We start from the raw sequence: 21,268 nt of genomic DNA on the forward strand, positions 1-21,268 counted from the left end.
TGTACCGGCCTAGCTCTGCTTTTCTAGCGACTCGAGCTCACGCCTGAGGTCGTCTATCGCCCGCCGGAGGAGCCGCGAGACGTGCATCTGGCTCACCCCGATGTCCCTCGCGATCTCGGTCTGCGTCTTGCCCTCGTTGAAACGGAGCCTGAGTATCCTCTGCTGCTGCTCGTCCAGACCCTCCATGGCGGACTCCAGCAGGATCCTGTCCTCCACCCCCTCGATCGGCGAGCTCTCCTCGGACTGCAGGTCGAGCAGCGTATCCCCCTCCGACTCCTCCTGGTTCACCGGCGCGTCCAGGCTCGTCGTGTTGTACGCCCGGCCCAGCGTGAGCGCCTCGGCGACGCTCTCGACGTCGGCATCGAGCCTCTCGGCGAGCTCCTGCATCGTCGGCGAGCGCCCGGTCTTGACGGTCTCCTCCCGGATCATCTCTTTGGCCGACTGCCGCAGCTCCTGCAACCCGCGCGGCACCCGCATCGCCCAGCCTTTGTCCCGGAAATAGCGCTTTATCTCACCGAGGATGTTCGGGGTGGCGTAGGTCGAGAACTCGATGTTGCGGTCCACGTCGAAGCGGTCCACGGCCTTCACCAGCCCGACCGACCCGACCTGCACCAGGTCGTCTATCGGCTCCCCCCTCCCGGCGAAGCGGCGGGCGAGGAACTCGACCAGCGGCAGCTGCTCCTCTATCACCTGCTCGCGGGCCCGTCGGTCACCCTCCTTGTGGTAGCGGACGAGCAGCCTGCGGGTGCGCGCTTTGTCCGGCCTGCGATGCTTCCGCTCGCTCACGACACCAGCTCTACCACCGGGCGCCAGCTCCCGGGGTGCGAGGAATCCTCGACCTCCGCGACCACCCGATCCTCGTCAAGAAAGAACCTGAAGCGGGTCGGGCCACTCTCGGAGTGGAACCCTTCGAGAAGATCGATCGCCTCGTCGAGGTTGCCGACCCCTATCCGGGCCCTCGCCGCCATGCCGGCGAGCACCAGCCCGACGCAGGATCTCAGCTCCCTCTCCGGCGGTAGCTTGAGGTACGTGTACTCATGCGCTTTTCTCTCGATCACACCATCCCCTCCTCTTCGGGAGGTCGATCTTTCGCTTCGCCACGATCCCCCTCCGGCATACGAGAGTCCTCGGCTCCGGTGAAACCGGTGGAGTATCGGCCATCGGGTCGGCGCTGGAACCTACACCCCCTTCTCGAAAACGCCTCCAGGAAGAACGCGGATCCCGCCCAGGATTATAAACGCACCTCAACCCGGCGCCCACCGCTCCTAGCCGCGCCGGAGGACCACACCTCCCCCGACCACCCGCTCTCCGGCATAGAAAACGGCGGACTGTCCGGGGGCGACCGCCGCCGCCGGCTCCTCGAGTCGCACGAGCCAGCGCTCTCCATCCCGGTCGACCCGACACGGCAGCTGCGATCCGTTGTAGCGGACCTGCACGGAGTCCGCCTCCGACGGGTCCATGAACCAGTTCGTCTCCCCGACCAGGATCTCCCGCACCAGCAGGTCCCTCTTGCGTCCCACGACGACCTGCCTGCGCTCCGGACGCACCTCGGTCACGTAGAGCGGCGTGGACGTGGAGACGCCGAGCCCCCGGCGCTGTCCCACCGTGAAGTTCTCGATCCCCCCGTGACGCCCCAGCACCCGACCGCTGCGGTCCACGACCTCCCCTGGTCCGCTCGTCACCCGCTCGCGCACGAAGCGGCGGTAATCGCCGTCGGGTATGAAACAGATGTCCTGGCTCTCGGGCGTGTGGGCGACGGCGAGCTCCCGGTCCGCCGCGATAGCCCTCACCTCACTCTTCTCGTAGTCTCCGAGCGGGAAGACCGTTCGCCGAAGCAGCTTTTCGGGCACCGGCCAGAGGACGTAGGTCTGGTCCTTTCTCTCATCCTTCGGACGTGCCAGCGCGGGACCGTACGGGGTCTCGGCCACGCGGGCGTAGTGTCCGGTGGCGATGTGCCTGAACCCCAGCATGTCCGCGAGGAAGGCCGCAGCGTGGAACTTGACGTGGGCGTTGCAGGCGACGCAGGGGTTCGGAGTACGTCCGGCGGCGTAGGAACCCACGAAGTCGCTGAGCACCCGGCGCTCGAAGAGGCGCTTGAGGTTGAGCGTGAAGTGGGGCAGCCCCATGCGGTGCGCCGTCTCCCGCGCGAAGAGCACGGTATCGGGGGAGCAGCACGAGCGGCTGCCCGGCTCCCCGTCGTGCAGCCGGAAGGTCACGGTGGCGACCCGGTAGCCGGCCTCCTTCAGAAGCAGCGCGGTGACCGCGGAGTCCACCCCCCCGCTCATCGCCGCGACGACGGTTCCCTCCTCACCGGCGGAGCCGTCGGTGTATCCTCCGCCGAGCAGGACGTCCGCCCGGTGGTCGAGATAATCTTCGAATGCCCTGTGCAGGGCGTCGATGACGAGCGTTAGCGCGTGCTCCTTGCCATCCGGGAGCGGTCCGCCGAGAACCTCCTCGACGTCCGCCCTCGAGACGCGCGCCGCTTCGAGCAGGTGCCGCCCGCGCACGAGGCCGACGAGCGCGGACCCGGCGGCGACGCACGCCGCGCAGCCGTAGACCTTGTAACACACTTCGGAGAGGCGGCTGTCCTCGACCCGCAGCGTGAAGCGGGCCACGTCGCCACAGGCGGCGTCGCCCGCTTCCCCGCACCCGTCCGGCTGATTAACCTCACCGACCCCCTGCGGGTGCACGAGATGCTCTATGACCTCTGGCCTGTAGCGCTCGGGCATATACTCCTCTCTACCTCACACGGACCGGCGAGAGCTCCCTGAGCCGTTCGACCGCCTCGCGGAAGGCTCCGACGAAGCCGCTCACGTCCTCGCGGGAGGTATCCTTGCCCACCGTTACCCGCACCGCCGAAAACGCCTCCTCTTCCGTTATCCCCATCGCGAGCAGGACCGGGGATGCCTTGTGCCCGCTCGAGGCGCAGGCCGACCCGCGCCCGATGGCGTAACCGAGGGCGTCGAGCATCAAAACCAGGCTCTCCGACTCGACCCCCTCGACGGTCAGGTGGACGTTGTTCGGGAGCCTCTCCTCGGGGTGTCCACGGAGATGGACACCGGGGATCTCGCTCACCCCGGCGATCAGCAGGTCCCGCAGCTCCCTCTCGTGTCGCACACGCTGCTCCCTCTCGAGCCCGGCGAGCCGGGCGGCCTCGCCGAAGCCGACTATCCCGGCGACGTTCTCCGTGCCGCTCCTCAGGCCCCGCTCCTGTCCCCCGCCGTGGACCACCGGCTCCAGGCGCACCCCTTCACGAACGTACAGGGCCCCGACGCCCTGCGGGCCGTAGAGCTTGTGCGAGGAGAGCGCGAGCGTCGAGAGCGGCACCCGCCCCGTGTCCATCGGGAGCCGGCCCGCGGCCTGCACCGCGTCCACGTGCAGCGGCACACCACGCTCCGCGCACACCCGCGCTATCTCCTCCACGGGTTCCACGGTCCCGACCTCGTTGTTCGCCCACATCACCGCGACGAGCGCGGTGTCGGGGCGCAGCGCGCGCTCGACGTCCCCGGGGTCGACCCTGCCGTGGCCGTCCACCGCCAGGCGGCTTATCTCATATCCCTCATGTTCCAGGCTCGCGACGCACTCGCGCACCGCCGCGTGCTCGACGGGCGAGACGACGACGTGGCGCTTTCCGGGATCGGATCGGGCCAGCCCCAGGACGCCCAAATTGTCCGACTCGGTGCCGCCGGAGGTGAAGATCACTTCTTCGGGGGACGCGCCGATCATCGCCGCGACTTTCCCCCTCGCCTCCTCGATCGCCTCCGAGGCGCTCGCACCGAAGGAGTGCAGGGAGGAGGGGTTGCCGGCGGGCTCCCTCAGATAGGGAAGCATGGCCTGCAGAACCCGTTCGTCGAGCGGGGAGGTCGCCGCGTAGTCGAGGTAGACGCCGTTGCCCTGCATCACGGCTAGTTTAACGCAGGAAGCCGGTTTTGCAGTCACTTCCTCAGGCTCCGCGAGAAGCGGAGAGATCGTAGAGAGCCTGCGCGAGCAGAGTCCGTGGCACGTACCCGGTGTAGACGCCGCGTATCACGTAGTGCCCGCCGCTCGGAGCGAGCAAGGTCACGGACGGGGTGTATCCGATGCCGAGCTGGGCGGCGAGCGAGCCGTAGCCCTGCGGGTCGTTTATGTCGTAGGCGAAGTAACCGATCCCCCGATAGCGGCCCTCCAGGCTCTCCAGGTACGATCTCACCGCCGAGTCCACCGCAAGCCCCTGCGGGTAGAACGGGTTCTGACCCTTCTCGTAGAAGAGCACCACGATGGGCTCCTTGCGCCCGTAGGCGAGCTTGAAACTCTTGGGTACCGGCTGGCTCTCGTTGAGCACGAACGCGGTACCGGTTCGCGGGGCTCCGGAGGAGTGGATCGACGACGAAGAAGGAGCGCTCGCCCGGGAAGAGGAACCAGAGACCGGGGACGAAGCCCCCTTCGAATTCCCCCCGCAACCCGCGAGGAGCAGCGGGAACACGAGCGAGGCCAACACAAGGCTGAACAACCGGCTTCTCAGCTCTCCTCTCCCCCACGAGACACCCGATCACGCATACGAGCCTGATTTTAACCCAGGGTGAAGCGAGATCACCCGCGAAGACGCCGGGACGGAAGCGCCGGAGATGCGTTACGATCTGTTATTTGACCACCGAAGGAAGTAGAAAACCGAGAGGAGAGACGTTGCGGAGCGAAGACCACGCCATCGGGAGCGCGAACCCCTACAGGACGCACACGGCCGGCGAGCTGCGGGCCGACGACGCGGGAAGGCAGGTGCGACTCGCCGGCTGGGTGAACCGCAGGCGGGACCACGGCGGGCTCATCTTCATAGACCTGCGCGATCGCTGGGGGATAACGCAGGTAGTCTTCGACCCCGAACACGGCGAGGCCTTCGAGGCCGCCGAGCGCCTGAGACCGGAGTGGTCGATCTCGGTGTCGGGGACCGTGAGGAGGCGACCGGAGGGCAACGAGAACCCCGAACTCCCGACCGGGGAGATCGAAGTAGAAGCCACCTCGCTGGAGATCCTGAACACCTCCGAGACCCCCCCATTCGAGATCGACCGCGAGCGTCCGGTAGACGAGCTGCTCCGGTTGCGCTACCGCTACCTGGATCTGCGCCACGAGCGGATGAAGGAGAACATCATCTTCCGACACCGGGTCGTCAAGTACATCCGGGACTACCTCTCCGAGAGGGACTTCGTCGAGATAGAGACGCCGCTTCTGACCGCCTCCACCCCGGAAGGGGCCCGCGACTACCTCGTCCCCTCCCGCCTGTACCCCGGGGAGTTCTACGCCCTGCCCCAATCCCCGCAGCAGTTCAAGCAGCTTCTGATGGTCGCCGGCTTCGAGCGCTACTTCCAGATCGCCCGCGCCCTGCGCGACGAGGACCAGCGCGGCGACCGTCAGCCGGAGCATACCCAGCTCGATCTGGAGATGAGCTACACCACCCAGGACGAGGTGCTGGAGCTCATCGAGGAGCTCTACACCGGGATAGTCGAGGAGCTGACCGACAAGCGCCTCGCCAGCAAGCCCTTCCCCCGCCTCACCTACGCCGAGGCGATGCGTCGCTTCGGGACCGACAAGCCGGACGTACGCTTCGGGCTCGAGCTCGCCGACGTCTCCGAGGTGGCTCGAACGAGCGAGTTCAAAGTCTTCCGGGGGGCGGTGGAATCCGGCGGGTCGGTGCGCGGCATCTCGGTCCCCGGACTCGGCGACCTCACCCGACGCGAGATGGACGAGCTCACCGCCGTCGCCTCCGAGGGCGGGGCGCGCGGGCTCGCCCACTTCAGGGTCACCCGCGATGGACTCTCGGGCCCGATCGCCAAGTTCTTCTCCGGGGAAGAGCAGCGCATCCTGCGCGAGAAGCTCGGCGCCGGGGAAGGAGACTGGCTGTTCTTCGTCGCCGATCGGGACCCGGTCGTTTTCGAGAGCCTCAGCCGCCTCAGGCTCCACCTGCGCGACCGGCTCGGTCTGGTAGACAAAGACGAGCTCGCGTTCTGCTGGATTACGGACTTCCCCCTCTTCGAGTACAACGAGGAAGAGAAACGCATCGAGCCGATGCACCACATGTTCACCATGCCGCGCGAGGAGGACATCCCTCTGCTCGAGAGCGACCCCCTGAAGGTCACCGGGCAGCTCTACGACCTGGTCGCCAACGGGGTCGAACTCGCCTCCGGGAGCATCAGGATCCACCGCCCGGACCTGCAGCAGAAGGTCTTCGACGTGATCGGGATACACAGAGAAGAGGCCGAGCGCCGCTTCGGGGCCATCCTGAGGGCCTTCCGTTACGGGGCACCGCCGCACGGCGGGATAGCACCGGGGATAGACCGGCTCGTCATGGTGCTGCGCGACGAGCCGAACATACGCGAGGTGATGGCCTTCCCAAAGACCCAGGCTGCCCGCGACGAGATGATGGATGCCCCCTCCCCGGTCACCGAGGAGCAGCTCAGGGAGCTGCACATAGCGATTCGGCGCAAGAAATGATCTCGTCTCCCGAAGCCAACCCGGCGGCACGAACGGATGAGTTTAAGCCAGCTTAATCTCCTCTTTATCCCGGCTTAACCGAGCTTCATCCCGGTTTTATCCAGACCGGGAAGGATATCCGTAAGAAGCGGCAACGGACGAAAGGAGAGAACACACATGCACCGGGAGGAACGGTCGTCCCGGCCGCCTATGCGTCCCAGCGACGAGGCGACCGAGGAGCAGTTGGACCTGGCACGGGAGCAGGGGAAGGCCCTGCAGAAGGCGCTGGAGCACATGACACGAGAGGTGGCCGATGATGGAGGGGAGAAGCGGGCCGGTGATTACCTGGTCGGCTACGCCGTCGAGCGGGCCGAGGGAATGTACCACATGCGAGACGGGCGCCTGGAGTGGCAGAACCCATCCGAGGAAGAAAACGTCCACGTAGAAGTCTCGGTACGGGATGGATCGGACGGTCGCTTCATCCCCGGACTGGAGGTGCACGCCACCCTCGTGGACGCCGCGGGCGAAGAGGTCGGCACCCATCTTCAACCCTTCTTGTGGCACCCCTGGCTCTACCACTACGGCAGGAACTGGCACGTCCCTGGAGACGGAGAGTACACCCTGAGGGTCAGGATAGAACCCCCGGAGTTTCACCGCCACGACAAGGAGAACGGAATGCGGTTCACCGAAACCGTAGAGGTCGATTTCGAGGGGGTGAAGATAAAGACCGGCCGGGAGGTGGAGTAGCCAGACGGTCACCGTGAGCCCTGCCGGCTCGCACGGGATCGGGAGAACCGCATGAGCGACGCCTCGCAGTCGAAGGCAATAGAGAGCGACCGTCTTCACGCATGGACCTTCCGCCGTGGAGCCGCTGGCACCGGATGGTGCGTGCTCGGCGGAGCGCCGGTCGCTGTAGAACATCGCGACTGGCGCTCTCAGCGGTCGAGGCCGGACGTAACAGCTGGTCGTACAGAGAACAAAGACGCGTGAAGCCAGCGAACACGCTCCGGGATTCGCGCTATCCGACCATCTCCCCAGCCTCGGGCATACGCCAGGCCGCGGCGGCCCCCAGCAACCCGAGCACCAGCAAGACCGCCAGCGTCGCACCCACCCCCGCAGCCTGAGCGAAGAACCCGAGCGTGATGAACATGAAGGTGAGCACACCGGAGGCGGTGTTCGCCGTCGCCGTGTACAGAGGCCGCTCGTCAGGCGGGGAAGCATCCACCACGTAGCTCTTCCTCCCTACCCGTACCCCATCCCGGGCGAAACCCACCACCAGGAAGATCAGGGCGTAGAGATAAGGGCTCGACCGACCGGAGGAGAAGATCCCGAACGAGAGCGCCCCCGCCGCAGCGAGGGCCCCCACCAGCCCGGCCGCTACCAGCACCAGACGGCTCGAGACGAGGTCGGAGATGCGCCCCCAGACGGGTCCCCCTATCAAGGCGGCCACCCCCAGCGCCACGACGAAGAGACCGAACCCCCTGCCCGCACCCGTGATCTGACGAGCGCGCAGGGTGTAGAAGGGTATGGAGAGCTCCGCGGAGAGCAGCAACCCTCGACTGAGTATGAACCATCTGAACCCGCGAACGCCGGTGAGCAGCCTCCACCCGTGGCGCAGCTCGCTGAGGGCATTCCGTCCCCCTCCCGTAGCGCCGGGTTGCTCCTCGATCCGCGCGAACAACCCGGCGGCGAGGGCCCACAGTACCGCGGCGAAGCCCAGGAGGGCAACGAACGGCGCCACCCCGTTCGCCCCGGCCACCACGCCGTAGAGGACCAACCCGGCGGCTATGGTGAGGGCGCCCCCGATCGAGGACCGAAGTCCCAAGAGCTGGCCTCGCTTACCCTTCGGTATGGTCTTGCCCATCACGTCCTTGAAGGCCACGGAGCCGACGCCGCTCGCCACGCTGAAGACCAGCAGCGCGGCGACGATCACCACACCCGCGACCCCGCCGCTCAACACCAGTCCGGCGACGAGCATGACCACGAGCGTGACGGCCTGTAACACGCCCGCCCCGACCCAGAACCACTTACGTCTCCCATACGCCCGCATACGCCCCGACACCGCCAGCTGCGGGAACATCGCCGCTCCCCGACGCACGGGCTCCAGCATCCCGGAGAAGAAAACCGGAGCACCCAGCACGCTCAAGAACCACACCAGGACCAGGTCGGGGCTGGCGAGTTGCTCAGCGAGCTTCGTCGCCGCGCCATTGGCGAGGTTGAGCAGAAAGCTCCGCGGAGCCTCCCTGCAGGCCTCCTCCGGTATGCCCTCGCAGGCGCTGCCTTCGGCATCTTCGTCCGTCACCCACTCGTAGACACGCTCGGCGATGTCTCGCTCCACCAAACGAGTTCCTCCACGTGATCGTCGATACCCAATTCGAGTGTACCCTCCATCTCCGACCGAAGATGCTCCTTTCCCTTCGGGAAGAGGCATCTACCTCGCGGACCACCCCGTACGGGATGAAGGGAATCTACGTCGAGAACCCTGGAAGCGCCCGGCGGACATCCCTCGCTCCGCCCTCACCTCCTCGACGGACCAGGCCGGGGCGTGTGACACGCCCGCAGGCCAGAGGATGAGGTCGCCAGCCCATTCCCGTTGCCCCGGGACCGTGGGCCGATCCCAAGACGGATCACCGTCGAAGAGTATCAGCCGCTCTCGGTACGGAATCCCGCAACGGAAGCTCGGCCCGTACCCTGAACCCGCCGGGCGGGAGGTTGCTCGCCAGCAGGGTCCCTCCCCGCGCACGCAGGCGCTCGGAGAGCCCGACCAACCCGCTCCCGGCCGCAAAACCCTCCACCACACCCCGTCCGTCGTCACGAACCTCGACGAAGCAGACCTCACCCTCGCACCCCACCGAGATCCGGCACCTGCGAGCCCCGCTGTGGCGGATGACGTTCGTCACCGCCTCCCGTATCACCCAGCAGAAGGTCTCCCGGACAGCTTCGGGGAGATCCCCTTCCGGAAGGTCTACGCTGCAGGAGATCCCCGAGGCCTCGAGCATCTGGGCGGCGCCCGCGATCTCGGCCTCGAGAGCGGGCCTGCGATATCCGGAGACCGCCTCCCTGACCTCTCCGAGGGCCCGACGCGCGATCTCTTCTACCTCACGCATCTCTGCGGTGGCACGCCTGGGATCTCTGTCGGCGACCTTTCGCGCCACCTCGCTCTTGACCGTGATGAGCGAGAGGCTGTGACCGAGCAGATCGTGCAGATCACGCGCGAAGCGCAACCTTTCCTCCGCCACCGCGAGCCGGGCTATCTCCTCGCGGGCCGCCTCCAGCTCCCTGACGGTCGAGAACAGACGAGACCAGAGCACCTGCCCGAAACCTATCCCCCCGACGAGCAGCACGAACTGCCCGACACCGGTCCAGGACATGCCGGAGGCCAGGCAGCAGACAGCCACCGCCACGGTGAGCATCGCGATGACAGGACGCGCCTCCCGCGACGGGAGAGATATACCGGCGGCGACGCTCGCGTAGACGAACAGCCCGGCCCAGACGCCCCCGTAAAGCAAACTCAACGAGAGAGCGACCGCAGACAGGGTGCCAACGGCAACCCTGTGGTTGATCACCCGACGGGGGTCCGTTCCTCTCCAGTAGGGTCGCTCGAAAAGCACGACCCAGAGGTAGACCGCGACGAAGAGGGCGGCTCCGGAGAGCTGCACCACCACGGAGACCCCCTCGCCGCCGGAGAAGACCCTGGATAGAGGGTAGGCGAGGTAGACCAGCCAGACCAGCACGAAAAGACGCGCCGCCCAGCGGGAGCTCACACCTCCACGCCCCCCGCCCGGATCCCAGCCCTTTACCCGCCCGGTATTCGTTACAGAAGACATTATCCGCCCGGTCCGGGTGGGGCTCAATAATCACCCTGCGCACGGAGGCGTTTCACTAATTCGGGGAGCACCACCGATGCGCTCTCCCTGAACGAGAAATCCGCCCGTCGGGTGAGCGGGGTCTCCTCCGGGTTGATCTCGACCAGGATCGCCCCGGAGGCCCTGGCCTCCTCCGGAAGAGCCGCGGCCGGGTAGACCAGAGAGGAGGTGCCGACCGAGAAGAAGACCCCGCACGAGCTGGACGCCTCGAACGCTGCCCGCACCGGCCCCTCCGGCAACATCTCCCCGAACCACACCACGTCGGGCCTGAGCAGGGCCCCGCACCGCCGGCAGCGGGGCGGCACCTCCTGCCGCCGCGGCTCCGAGATCTCTCCCTCGGCCGTGCACCTCGAGCGCAGGATATTCCCGTGCAGCTCCAGGACGTTGCGGCTCCCCGCCCGCTCGTGCAGCCCGTCGACGTTCTGGGTGATGAGCGTGAAGGAAGAGAAGAATCCCTCCATCTCCGCGAGAGCGAGATGCGCGGGGTTGGGCTCGGCTCCGACCACCAGCGACCGGCGCCAGAGGTACCACTCCCACACGAGGCGAGGGTCGCGCGAGAACGCCTCCGGGGTGGCGAGCTCCCGGGGGTCATAACGCTTCCAGAGGGAATCCCCGCCTCCCCGGAAGGTGGGTATGCCGCTCTCCGCGGAGACGCCCGATCCGGTGAGTACGGCAACCGCGGAGGTTTGCCGCAACGCCCGGACGAGCTCTGCGGGTACCGTCGTCAGCCCCCGATCTCCTCCAGGAGCCGCCCCGGCCCCTCCGCGATTGGGATGCGCCGCTCCTCGCCGCTTCGCATGTCGCGCAGGGTCACCTCGCCGGAAGAAAGCTCGTCGTCACCGATCACGACCGTGAAGGAGGCCCCGAGCCGGTCGGCCTGCTTGAACTGCCCCTTCGCGCTCCTCCCGGCGTAGTCCAGCTCGCAGCGCACCCCCCTCCCGCGCAGCTGGCTCGCGAGCTCGAGCGCCGGGATGCGGGCTGCGGGGGTGAGCGTGGCGAAGAAGACGTCGACGCCGGGCGCCTCCGGCTCCCCCTCCGCGGCGGCGGCGAGCAGGATGCGCTCCACCCCGGTGCCGAAGCCTATCCCCGGCGTCTCCGGGCCGCCGAGGTCAGAGATCAGGTTGTTGTAGCGCCCCCCTCCTCCGACCGTGTCCTGGGCCCCCAAAGAGGTACTCTTCGCCTCGAAGACCGTTAAAGTGTAGTAGTCGAGCCCGCGGACCAGCCTCTCGTCCACCTCGTAGGGCACGCCGAGCGCCTCCAGTGCCTCCCTGACCGCCGTGAAATGCTCGTCGGCCTCCGGGCTGAGGAAGTCCCGGATCGAGGGGGCTTCGGCCAGCACCTCTCGGGTGTTCGGGTCCTTCGAGTCGAGCGTGCGCAGGGGGTTCACGTCGATGCGCTCGCGCGAGTCGGGGTCGAGCTCGGAGATGTGCTTCTTCAGGAAAGCCCGGAGCTCCGGCGCGTAGTTCCGGCGAGTCTCGAAGTCCCCGAGGTTGTTCAGGTAGACGACCTCATCGCGCACCCCCACGGCCTGATGCAGCCGGTAGAGGAGCGCTATCACCTCGGCGTCGACCAGCGGGTCGGCGGATCCCAGGACCTCGGCGTCGATCTGGACGTGCTGGCGGTAGCGGCCCTTCTGCTGGCGCTCGTGGCGGAAGATCGGGCCCATGTACCACATCTTGACCGGCTGGGCGAGCTTGTAGAGCCCGTGCTCGATGTAGGCGCGCGCGATCCCGGGGGTCGCCTCGGGCCTCAGAGCCATGAGCCTGCCGCCCTTGTCCTCGAAGGTGAACATCTCCTTGCGCACGATGTCCGAGGCCTCTCCGGCGCTGCGTGCGTAGATCTCGGCATCCTCGAAGATCGGCATGCGAACCTCGGTGTATCCGTGCGTGCGGAAGAGCTCCCGCGCCACCTCGTAGACGCGGCTCCAGAGCTCGGGCCGCTCGTGCGGCTCGCGCCCGCCGGGATATACGTCGTAGGTTCCTCTCGGCCTGCGGAAGCTCACCGTCCCACCACCGGTGGCAGGTAGGGGTTCCTCCGCAGCTCCTCCTGCGCTTCCAGGATGGGTCCGTGACCAGGATAGAGCCGGGTCTCTTCGCTCCAGAGCGCCATCACCTTGCGCACCGAGACCTCGATCTCCTCCCAGGAAGCCCCCGGCAGGTCGGTCCTGCCGACGCTCCCGGGGAGGATCAGGTCCCCCACGATCTGGTCATCCCCGACGACGAACGTCACCGCGCCCGGTGAGTGTCCCGGGGTGTGCAACACCCGGATCACCTCTCCACCGAGATGGAGCTCCTGTTCGTCCTGCAGCGGCTCGTAGTCCTCGATGCCGGCGGGTTCGGCGTCGAGCGGGTGCATGTAGAGCGGCACCCCGCTCGCCTCACGCACCTCCTCGAGAGCTCCGATGTGATCCGTGTGACCGTGGGTGATGAGGACCGCTGCCACGGCACCGCGCACAGCGCCGAGGATCTTCTGCGGCTCGGCCCCGGCGTCGACGATGATGGACCCCTCCGGGGCGTGCACCACGTAGGAGTTCACGTCCATGCCGCCGAAAGACACGGTGATCTGCTCGATCTCGCTCACGCGCCTCCTCTTCTCTAGTGCTCTATCGGGGTGCCGTCACGCGAGACCCGGCAGACGTCGTAGACGTCGGGGATGGCCCGGATCTTGCGTATGACGTCCTTCACGTGCTGCGTGCTCGAAGCCCTGAAGGCGAAGCGGGAGAGCGCCGTCCGCTCCTCTATCGTGTCCACCCGCGCAGAGATGATGCTCAGCCCCGCATCGGAGATCGTCCGGGTGATGTCGCTCAGAAGATGCGTCCGGTCGAGCGCCTCGACGAGGATCTCTACCGTGAAGAGCTTGTCCGGCCCCGCCGCCCACTCCACCTCGACGAAGCGCTCGGGGCTGCGCGCCCTGAGCGATCGGGCGTTCGGACACCCGGACGCGTGCACCACCACCCCCCGCCCGAGCGAGACGTAACCCACGATCTCGTCCCCGGGAAGCGGCGTGCAGCACCGGGCGAGCCGGGTGAGGACCCCGCTCGAACCGACGACCCGCACGCCGGTCTCCTCTCCGTCGGAGGGCAGCGGCAGCGGCGCGAGTGCAGGGCTCGTGCGCTCCTCCTTTTCGCCGGCCTCCTCTTCCTCCTGAGTCGCCAGCACCCGCTCGGCGATCCTGTTCGCCACGTTCTCTGCCGAGAGCGAACCAGCCCCCACGGCGGTGAGCATCTCCTCCGGAGAGGGGTGGTTGACCTTCTCGGCGACCTCCTCCCAGACTTCCTGCGGCACCCGCTCCACGTGCCGTTTCTTCAGGAGCTCCTGGACCTTCTCCCGGCCCGAGGTCAGGTTCTCCTCCCGGTCGGCCTTGTTGAAGTACTGCCTTATCTTGTTGCGCGCCCGTCCGCTGTGCACCACCGAGAGCCAGTCCCGGCTCGGGCTCGCACTCTTGCCGGTGAGGATCTCCACCCTGTCGCCCGAGACCAGCTCCGAGTCGAGCGGCACTATCCTGCCGTTGACCTTCGCCCCGACGCAGCGGTGGCCGACCTCGGTGTGGACGTGGTAGGCGAAGTCTATCGGGGTGGCGCCGGCCGGCAGGCTTATCACGTCCCCCTTGGGCGTGAACACGAAGACCTCATCGGCGACCAGCTCGTCCTTTAGGAAGTTCATGAACTCCGTCGAGTCGGTCGTCTCCTTCTGCCACTCGATCATGTTCTTCAGCCAGTTGAGCCGGTCCGCCCGGCTGCCGCCGTCGCGCTCCTTGTACATCCAGTGCGCCGCGATCCCGTACTCGGCGGTGACGTCCATGTCGTGGGTGCGGATCTGGATCTCGAGCAGCTTGCCCTCGTTGGACATCACCGTCGTGTGCAACGACTGGTACATGTTGAACTTGGGCATCGCGATGTAGTCCTTGAAGCGCCCCGGGATCGGCTTCCACACCGAGTGGACGACCCCGAGCGCCGCGTAGCAGTCGCGCACCGAGTCCACCACGACCCGCAGGCCGGCAAGGTCGTAGATCTCGTTGAACTCCTTGTTGCGCCGGACCATCTTGTCGTAGATCGAGTAGAAGTGCTTGACCCTCCCGCGCACCTCGGCCTCGATCCCGGCCTCGCCAAGGTGTCCTTTGAGCTCCTCGGCCACCCGGGCGATGAACGCCTCCCGATCGGCCCGCCGGGCGGCCACCAGCCGCTTTATCTCCTCGTAGCGCCGCGGGTGCAGCGTGGCGAACGAGAGATCCTCCAGCTCCCACTTGATAGAGTGGATCCCGAGCCGGTGGGCGAGCGGTGCGTAGATCTCGAGCGTCTCCGTGGCCTTCTTTATCTGGGTGTCGCGGTGGAGGTACTCCAGCGTGCGCATGTTGTGCAGCCGGTCGGCGAGCTTGATGATGATCACGCGCACGTCCCGACTCATCGCGACGACCATCTTGCGCAGCGACTCGGCCTGCGCCTCCTCCAGGTTTCCGGACGGGAGCCGCTTGAGCTTCGTGACCCCGTCGACGATCTCGGCGACCTCGCTCCCGAAAAGCTCACCGAGCTCTTCTTTGGTCACGTCCGTATCTTCTATGACGTCGTGCAGGAGCCCCCCGATGATCGTCGTCGTGTCCATCCGCAGATCAGCGAGGATGTCCGCCACGGCGAGCGGGTGCTCGACGAAGGGCTCCCCGCTCTTGCGCGTCTGCCCCCGGTGGGCGGCGTGCGCCAGACGGTAGGCCTCGGCTATCTCCTCCTCCCGTCCCTCCGGGCTGTAGGAGGAGACTTTCTCTATGAGGGAGGAGATGGTGAGACCCTCTCCCTGGTTGCGTCCTGGCTGTTCGGTCGTCCTGGCGAGCTCCATGGCAGCAAGATTCTAACATCACCCCCTCCCGGGGATGTTGCACCCCGCCCGCAAAAGCGTTACCCTTCCTTTCGTAAGGAGGAAACGGGGAGCTCCCGGCCAAGGGGGCTGAGAGGGCGCTTCGATGCCGCGCCGACCCGCAGAACCTGATCCGGGTAATGCCGGCGGAGGGAGATTGGTCACAACAACCAGGCAACGCGTGGGTACCGGTGGAATCTGCCGGTGCCTTTTTCGTGCCTCCGCCACCTCCCGGGTCCCGAAGGGAAGGAGGCGAGAGCACATTGAGCACTCGAGAGACGGACGGCTGCGCAACCCAGCTGCACCAGGCCCGCCGCGGCGTGATCACCGAGCAGATGCGTCATGTCGCCCGCAGGGAGAACACGTCCCCGCAGACCATCCGCGAGGAAGTCGCCAGCGGACGCATGATCATCCCGGCCAACGTCAACCACGCCTCGCTGGAGCCGATGTGCATCGGCAAGGCCGCCCGCGTCAAGATAAACGCCAACATCGGCAACTCCCAGACCACCTCGGACATAGAAGGTGAGCTGGACAAGCTCCATACGGCCCTCGAGTACGGTGCGGACACGGTCATGGATCTCTCCTCCGGAGGTGACATACCACGCATCCGACAGGCCATAATCGAGGCGAGTCCCGTACCGGTAGGCACCGTTCCGATCTATGAGGCTGCCAGCCGGGTAAAGCAGCCCGAGGACCTGAGCGGGGAGCTGCTGCTGGAGGTAATAGAAGAACAGGCGGAGCAGGGAGTGGACTACATGACGATCCACGCCGGCATCCTGCTGCAACATCTGCATCTGGTTCAGAGACGCATAACCGGCATAGTCTCCCGCGGTGGCGGGTTGCTGGCACGCTGGATGGTACACCACATGCGTCAGAACCCTCTCTACGAACGCTTCGACGACATCCTCGAGATCTGCCGCCGCCACGACGTCTCGATCTCGCTGGGCGACGGGCTCCGTCCGGGGTGTATCGCCGACGCCTCGGATGCGGCCCAGTTCGCCGAGCTACGCACGCTGGGTGAACTCACCGAGCGCGCCTGGGAGAAGGACGTGCAGGTCATGATCGAAGGGCCGGGGCACGTACCGCTCGACCAGCTCGAGGAGAACGTGCGGATACAACAGGAGGTCTGCCACGAGGCCCCTTTCTACACCCTCGGTCCGCTCGTCACCGACATCGCCCCCGGCTACGATCACATAACGAGCGCCATAGGCGCGGCCGTGATGGGCTGGCACGGCACCTCGCTGCTCTGCTACGTCACACCCAAAGAACACCTCGGACTCCCAGGCAAAGAAGACGTCAGGCAGGGTCTCATCGCCTACCGTATCGCAGCACACGCCGCGGACGTGGCACGCGGCCGCCCCGGCGCCAGGGATTGGGACGATGCGCTCTCCCGGGCACGGTACGCCTTCGACTGGAACCGCCAGTTCGAGCTCTCGCTCGACCCCGCGACCGCCCGCGCCATGCACGACGAGAGCCTGCCGGACGACTACTTCAAGAGCGCACAGTTCTGCTCCATGTGCGGACCCAAGTTCTGCCCGATGCACAACTTCCGCGATGTGGACTGGGCGGCGCTGCGCAGCGCCGCCACGAAAAGCTCACAGTCTGCCTGAGCGGATGATCACGGTGAGCTCCAGGACGGCGAGCAACACCGCGAGGACGAAACAGAAGAAGGCCAGCACCGGCACGTCCAGGTAGGGAACCCGCGGTCCACCCCGCACGAACCCCCCGATGAGGGCAGAGCCGATGAGCAGGGCGCCGGTCACGAGCGCGAAGACGAGCCGGTTGGCGAGCACGTCGATCTGAGAGCCCAGCCGGTCGAGCCCCCGGTGGTTGAGCCTGACCTCCAGCTCTCCGTCCTCGAGTTCGGAGAGCAGCTGATGCACCTGCTCCGGATAGTCCGCCGCGTAGCGGGCATACTCCACGGCCCTCCTGCGAACGGTCCGCGAAAGGGCGCCGGGGCTGGTGCGCTCGGCGAGCAGCCGGCGGGCATAGGGACGAGCCACCTCGTAGACGTTGAGCGTGGGGTCTATGGAGCGGGAGATCCCTTCGGCGGTCACGAGGGCCTTCACCAGGAGCGGGAAGACCGGCGGGACCCGGAGCCTGTAGCGCCTGACGAGCGCGATCAGCTCGGAGAGGGCCTGCCCGAGCGTGACCTCTCCGACCGAGAGACCGGAGTACTTGAACAGAAACTCCCTGAGCTCCTGCACCAGGTCGTCGCGCACCTCGGCCTCGTAGCGCACCCCGAGATCCTCCAGCCCCCGCAGGACCGCGGCGGCATCCTGCCGGATGACGGCGATGAAGAGCCTCGAGAGGGCGTCGATGTCGCTGCGGCTCATGTAGCCGACCATCCCGAAATCGAGCAGGGCGAGCTCCCCCTCGGGGGTGAGAAAGAGGTTGCCGGGGTGCGGATCACCGTGGAAGAAACCGTCCTCGAAGGCCATCTTGAAGATCGCATCCGCCCCCATCGAGGCCACCCGCCTCCTCTCGGCGGGGGCGAGCGAGAGCGGCCTGAGCTCGTTGAAACGCCTCCCCCGGATGAACTCCATGGTTATGAGGCGCGGCGTGGAGAACTCCGCATGGATGGCCGGGATCTTCACCGGGGTGCCGGCGAAGTTGTGCGCGAAACGCCGCGCGTTCTCGGCCTCCACAGAGTAGTCGAGCTCCCGCCGGATGACCCCTTCGAACTCGGCGACGAGGGGACGCACGCTCACGAAGAGGCGCTCCCCGAGCCTGGTGTCGACGAAACCGGCGAGTTCGCGCATCAGCACGAGGTCGCCCTCGACCCGCCTCCGGGCGCCCGGACGCTGCACCTTGACCGCCACCTCCTCCCCGCCGCGTAGCGTGGCGCGGTGCACCTGCCCTATGCTCGCCGACCCGAGCGGAACGGGGTCGAAGTCCGAGAAAACCTCACCCACCCCCGCGCCGAGTTCCTCCTCGATCACCCGCTGCACCGCTTCCAGCGGCACCGGGGAGGCTGCATCCTGCAGCTTCTGCAGCTCGGAGAGGACGCTCTCCGGAAAGATGTCCGAGCGGGTCGAGAGGAGTTGTCCGAACTTGACGAACGTCGGGCCGAGCTCCTCGAGCGCCCGACGCAACCTGACGCCGAAGTTCGGGGCGAGCAGCTCCTGCACCCCCCTGCTCTCGCGCCGCTCGCGCCGGACATCGAAGAGGAACCCGAACCCGTGCCGGACGAGTATCCGTCCGATCTGCGAGAAGCGGGTGAGCTGTCCGGTCCCGCCCGGTGAGGGGACGGGAGAATCCGTCATGGACAGACGCCACCCCTCCTCACGTCCTCTCTCCTATGCGCCGGGCGGGGTCTCGGGCTCAGGCGGTGTCTCACCACCGCCGGAAGTGGTCCCCCGATCCTCCAGCACGCGGACGCGGTGCTCGAGCTGCTCCACCCTGAAGAGCAGATCCTCGTAGTCCTCCCGCGTGGGCAGACCTGCCTCGCGAAGAACCTGCTGTAGCGAAGACTCGACCAGAGACCGCGCGCCGCCGGAGCGCTGCCTGGCACGCTCCATGACCTCCTCGACGACCCTGCGTCCCTCCTCCCGCTGGAGCCTTCCCTGCTCGATCAGCTCGTTCACCGCACGCTCGACCCGCTCCCGGGTTACGGCCGCAGCGCCTATCTGCAAGAGTACCAGGCGCTCGAGGGTGTCCAACATCCTTGCACCTCCCGCTCTCTCTTCGGCCTCCTCAACGTCACATGATAACCGACGAAGTGCGATCAGGAGGAAGAAGCAGCCTGCCGCAGCTTCCCACCCCGCCAGGCCTTGTACAGAGAGAGTGTCGGTGAGGCGATGAAGATCGAGCTGTAGGTACCGGAGATGATCCCGACCAGGAGCGCGAACGCGAAGTCGCTCAGCGTCGACTCACCGAAGATCAAGAGCGCCGCCACCGGGATCACCGTCGAGAGGGAAGTGTATATCGAACGCCTTATGACCTGCCTTATGGAGGTGTTTATCGTCTGGTCGAAACGGCGACGATTGTAGCCCACCGTGGGCGCGTTCTCCCGGATGCGGTCGAAGATGATGATCGTGTCATACAGCGAGTACCCGAGGATCGTCAGGACCGCCACCACCGTGATCAGGCTCACCTCCCGCCCCACTATCGCGTAGAAACCAACCGTCATCAGCAGATCGTGGAAGAGAGCCAAAATCGCCGCCAGCGCGAAGGCGAACTCGAAACGGAAGCTTATGAAGAGGATGATGATCAGGAACGCCGCCCCCATCGCCTGCAGGGCCTGGGTCTGCACCTGCCCGCCGAAGGTCGGGCTGACGCTGGTGACGCTCACCTCCCCACCCAGCTTCTGCTTGATGTCGTTCTTCACCTGCTGTATCTGCTTCTGGCTCAAGACCGGGGTCTGTATCTGGTAGCCGTTCTTGCCCGCAGGCTGGATCACGGCGCCCCGCGCGGCGTAGTTCGGGAGCACCTGGTTCCGGATCTCTCCGGTGCTCAGGCGGTGGGTGGCGCCGGAGACGGTGAACTTGGCCCCGCCCTCGAAGTCTATGCCCAGGTTGAGCCTGCCGAGCCCTATGGAAACTACCCCGGCGAGCAAAAGTATTCCGGAGATCGCGAACCAGACCTTCCACCGGCCCACGAAGTCTATGCGCTGCACCGTCCGCTCGAACACGGCTTACTTCGCCCCCACCGCGGAACCCCTCTCCTGCACGTTCTTCCTGGAAACCCCCATCATCGGCGGGGTCAGCCGCACCCGGCGGCCGGCCAAAAGGCCGAGCAGGGCCCGTGTCACGACGACCGCGGTGAACATGGAGAGCACCACGCCCACGGCGAGCATGAAGGCGAAGCCTTTCACCTGCGCCGTCGAGAGAGCGAACAGGATGAACGCCGTGATGAGCGTGGTGACGTTCCCGTCGAGGATCGCCCTGAAACCTTTCTCGTAGCCGAGCTGTATCGCGGTGCGCGAGGACTTTCCGCGCCGCACCTCTTCTTTTATCCGCTCGAAGATCACGATGTTCGCGTCCGCCGCCACCCCGATCGAGAGCACGATGCCGGCTATACCGGGGAGCGTCATGGTGATCGGGACCGCGACGACTATACCCCACAACAAGAAAGCGTAGATGAGGAGCGCCAGATCGGCGATGAGCCCGAGCACCCGGTAGATGACGACCAGGAAGACGAGCACCAGCGCGAACCCGGCGAGCGCCGCGGTGAGCCCGCTCCTCAGGGAGTCGGCCCCGAGCGTCGGCCCGACCTGCTCCACGGAGAGCACCTTCATGTTCACCGGCAGAGCACCGGCGTTGAGCACCACCTGAAGCTGCTTGGCCTCGTTCTCCGGCAGCCCCTGCGGCAGGCTGTCGTTGGAGATCTGTATGTTCTGTGCCAGGACGGACTGCACCTGAGGAGCGCTGATCACGTCGTTGTCGAGCACGATGGCGAGCAGCGGAGGCTTCCCGCTCATCTGGGACTGGGTGAGCATCTTCTGGGTGAGCTGGCTCATCTTCTTGCCGCCCTCGGAGGTGAGCTGCAGCGTGACCACACGCTTGTTGGCCTGGTCGAAGTCCACCTTCGCACCGTTGGGCTTGAGGGCCTTTCCGGTTATCGACGGCTGATCCGGGACTACATAACCCGTCACGTCTACCCCGCTGCCGGAGAGCGAAGGGTCTTCCTCGAAGAGGATCTTGGTCTTGCCCTTCTTATAGGCGCTGGAGCCTTTGAGCTTCTTCTGCAGCGTGCTCTCGACCTTCTTGACCTGGTCCTTGGGCACGGATTGCTGCGCGGCGAAGTCCTTGACCGGATAGAAACCGAGCTGGGCGGTCTTCCCGATCACCTTCACCGCCTGACGCTCGTTGGTGAGCCCGGGGATCTGCACCGAGACCTGGTTCTGGCCCTGGATCTGGACCTCTGGCTCGGTGACCCCGAGGCTGTTTATCCTGCGCTGGATGACCTGGACGGCCTGCTGCATCTCGTCGCGGGTCACGGGCTGTCCGTTGGTGTGGTAGCCCTTGAGCTGTACGGCTACACCTCCCTTGAGATCGAGCCCGAGCCTGGTCGCCTGCTGCACCGGCTGCCGGATGAATATGACATAGACGGTCGCGGCGAGCATCAGGGCGACGAGGCCCAGGATCAGGAGGTTGTTTCTGCGGCTGCCCATGA

At 66.5% G+C, this 21,268-nt stretch carries 18 protein-coding genes and 1 riboswitch; of the genes, 3 read left to right on the forward strand and 15 right to left on the reverse strand.

The window, feature by feature from the left end:
- Window positions 1-9: 9 nt before the first annotated feature.
- The 5 genes from AC6EKW_RS03925 to AC6EKW_RS03945 form a co-directional block, all read right to left on the reverse strand.
- A complete protein-coding gene (locus AC6EKW_RS03925; protein WP_273887577.1) occupies window positions 10-786 on the reverse strand; it encodes a SigB/SigF/SigG family RNA polymerase sigma factor in 777 nt (258 codons plus the stop codon).
- Complete coding sequence (locus tag AC6EKW_RS03930) at window positions 783-1,058, reverse strand: hypothetical protein (protein ID WP_273887576.1); 276 nt, start codon at window positions 1,056-1,058, stop codon at window positions 783-785. Before AC6EKW_RS03930 ends, AC6EKW_RS03925 begins: the two co-directional genes overlap by 4 nt.
- A 207-nt stretch (window positions 1,059-1,265) precedes the next feature.
- Window positions 1,266-2,729 carry a tRNA 2-thiouridine(34) synthase MnmA gene (gene mnmA, locus AC6EKW_RS03935; protein WP_273887574.1) on the reverse strand — a complete coding sequence of 488 codons (1,464 nt, stop codon included), beginning with the start codon at window positions 2,727-2,729 and terminating at the stop codon, window positions 1,266-1,268.
- Window positions 2,730-2,739: 10 nt separating this feature from the next.
- Complete coding sequence (locus tag AC6EKW_RS03940) at window positions 2,740-3,900, reverse strand: cysteine desulfurase family protein (RefSeq protein ID WP_273887573.1); 1,161 nt, start codon at window positions 3,898-3,900, stop codon at window positions 2,740-2,742.
- Between the two features lie 43 nt (window positions 3,901-3,943).
- Entirely contained in the window at window positions 3,944-4,489 is a 546-nt protein-coding gene (locus AC6EKW_RS03945) for a hypothetical protein (RefSeq protein WP_273887572.1), read from the reverse strand.
- A gap of 194 nt (window positions 4,490-4,683) precedes the next feature.
- Between AC6EKW_RS03945 and aspS the strand changes: the two genes are divergently transcribed.
- Both aspS and AC6EKW_RS03955 read left to right on the forward strand, forming a co-directional pair.
- Window positions 4,684-6,462, forward strand: coding sequence for an aspartate--tRNA ligase (gene aspS / locus AC6EKW_RS03950; RefSeq protein ID WP_420542036.1), 1,779 nt, complete (start codon window positions 4,684-4,686; stop codon window positions 6,460-6,462).
- Between the two features lie 222 nt (window positions 6,463-6,684).
- Window positions 6,685-7,188: an iron transporter gene (locus AC6EKW_RS03955; protein WP_498513763.1), complete on the forward strand. Its 504-nt coding sequence runs from the start codon at window positions 6,685-6,687 to the stop codon at window positions 7,186-7,188.
- 271 nt (window positions 7,189-7,459) lie between these two features.
- Here the strand turns inward: AC6EKW_RS03955 and AC6EKW_RS03960 are convergent, their stop codons facing one another.
- The 6 genes from AC6EKW_RS03960 to AC6EKW_RS03985 form a co-directional block, all read right to left on the reverse strand.
- On the reverse strand, window positions 7,460-8,779 hold the full coding sequence (locus tag AC6EKW_RS03960; RefSeq protein WP_498513870.1) for an MFS transporter: 1,320 nt from the start codon (window positions 8,777-8,779) through the stop codon (window positions 7,460-7,462).
- A gap of 289 nt (window positions 8,780-9,068) precedes the next feature.
- Window positions 9,069-10,205 carry a sensor histidine kinase gene (locus tag AC6EKW_RS03965; protein WP_498513764.1) on the reverse strand — a complete coding sequence of 379 codons (1,137 nt, stop codon included), beginning with the start codon at window positions 10,203-10,205 and terminating at the stop codon, window positions 9,069-9,071.
- A gap of 86 nt (window positions 10,206-10,291) precedes the next feature.
- Complete coding sequence (locus AC6EKW_RS03970) at window positions 10,292-11,035, reverse strand: SIR2 family NAD-dependent protein deacylase (protein ID WP_498513871.1); 744 nt, start codon at window positions 11,033-11,035, stop codon at window positions 10,292-10,294.
- On the reverse strand, window positions 11,032-12,309 hold the full coding sequence (hisS, locus tag AC6EKW_RS03975) for a histidine--tRNA ligase (RefSeq protein ID WP_273887566.1): 1,278 nt from the start codon (window positions 12,307-12,309) through the stop codon (window positions 11,032-11,034). Before hisS ends, AC6EKW_RS03970 begins: the two co-directional genes overlap by 4 nt.
- Window positions 12,306-12,887 (reverse strand): MBL fold metallo-hydrolase, encoded by a 582-nt coding sequence (locus AC6EKW_RS03980; protein WP_498513765.1) that lies wholly within the window; start codon window positions 12,885-12,887, stop codon window positions 12,306-12,308. The genes hisS and AC6EKW_RS03980 overlap by 4 nt, the downstream gene beginning before the upstream one ends.
- A 14-nt stretch (window positions 12,888-12,901) precedes the next feature.
- Window positions 12,902-15,133 (reverse strand): RelA/SpoT family protein, encoded by a 2,232-nt coding sequence (locus AC6EKW_RS03985; RefSeq protein ID WP_273887564.1) that lies wholly within the window; start codon window positions 15,131-15,133, stop codon window positions 12,902-12,904.
- 75 nt (window positions 15,134-15,208) lie between these two features.
- Window positions 15,209-15,324, forward strand: a riboswitch (TPP riboswitch).
- A 90-nt stretch (window positions 15,325-15,414) separates the two neighbouring features.
- On the opposite strand from AC6EKW_RS03985, the gene thiC reads away from it, so the two are divergent.
- The gene (gene thiC, locus AC6EKW_RS03990) at window positions 15,415-16,761 is read left to right on the forward strand and encodes a phosphomethylpyrimidine synthase ThiC (RefSeq protein WP_273887563.1); all 1,347 of its coding nucleotides are present in this window, start codon (window positions 15,415-15,417) and stop codon (window positions 16,759-16,761) included.
- On the opposite strand, the gene AC6EKW_RS03995 is transcribed toward thiC, so the two are convergent.
- The 4 genes from AC6EKW_RS03995 to secD form a co-directional block, all read right to left on the reverse strand.
- The gene (locus tag AC6EKW_RS03995; protein ID WP_273887562.1) at window positions 16,747-18,417 is read right to left on the reverse strand and encodes an ABC1 kinase family protein; all 1,671 of its coding nucleotides are present in this window, start codon (window positions 18,415-18,417) and stop codon (window positions 16,747-16,749) included. The genes thiC and AC6EKW_RS03995 overlap by 15 nt on opposite strands.
- Window positions 18,418-18,450: 33 nt before the next feature.
- The gene (locus AC6EKW_RS04000) at window positions 18,451-18,816 is read right to left on the reverse strand and encodes a phasin family protein (protein WP_273887560.1); all 366 of its coding nucleotides are present in this window, start codon (window positions 18,814-18,816) and stop codon (window positions 18,451-18,453) included.
- A gap of 62 nt (window positions 18,817-18,878) precedes the next feature.
- Window positions 18,879-19,784, reverse strand: a complete 906-nt coding sequence (secF, locus tag AC6EKW_RS04005) for a protein translocase subunit SecF (protein ID WP_273887559.1) — start codon at window positions 19,782-19,784, stop codon at window positions 18,879-18,881.
- A gap of 3 nt (window positions 19,785-19,787) precedes the next feature.
- Entirely contained in the window at window positions 19,788-21,266 is a 1,479-nt protein-coding gene (secD, locus tag AC6EKW_RS04010) for a protein translocase subunit SecD (RefSeq protein WP_498513766.1), read from the reverse strand.
- Window positions 21,267-21,268: the final 2 nt, after the last annotated feature.

The organism is Rubrobacter sp. M3-4 (assembly GCF_059772285.1).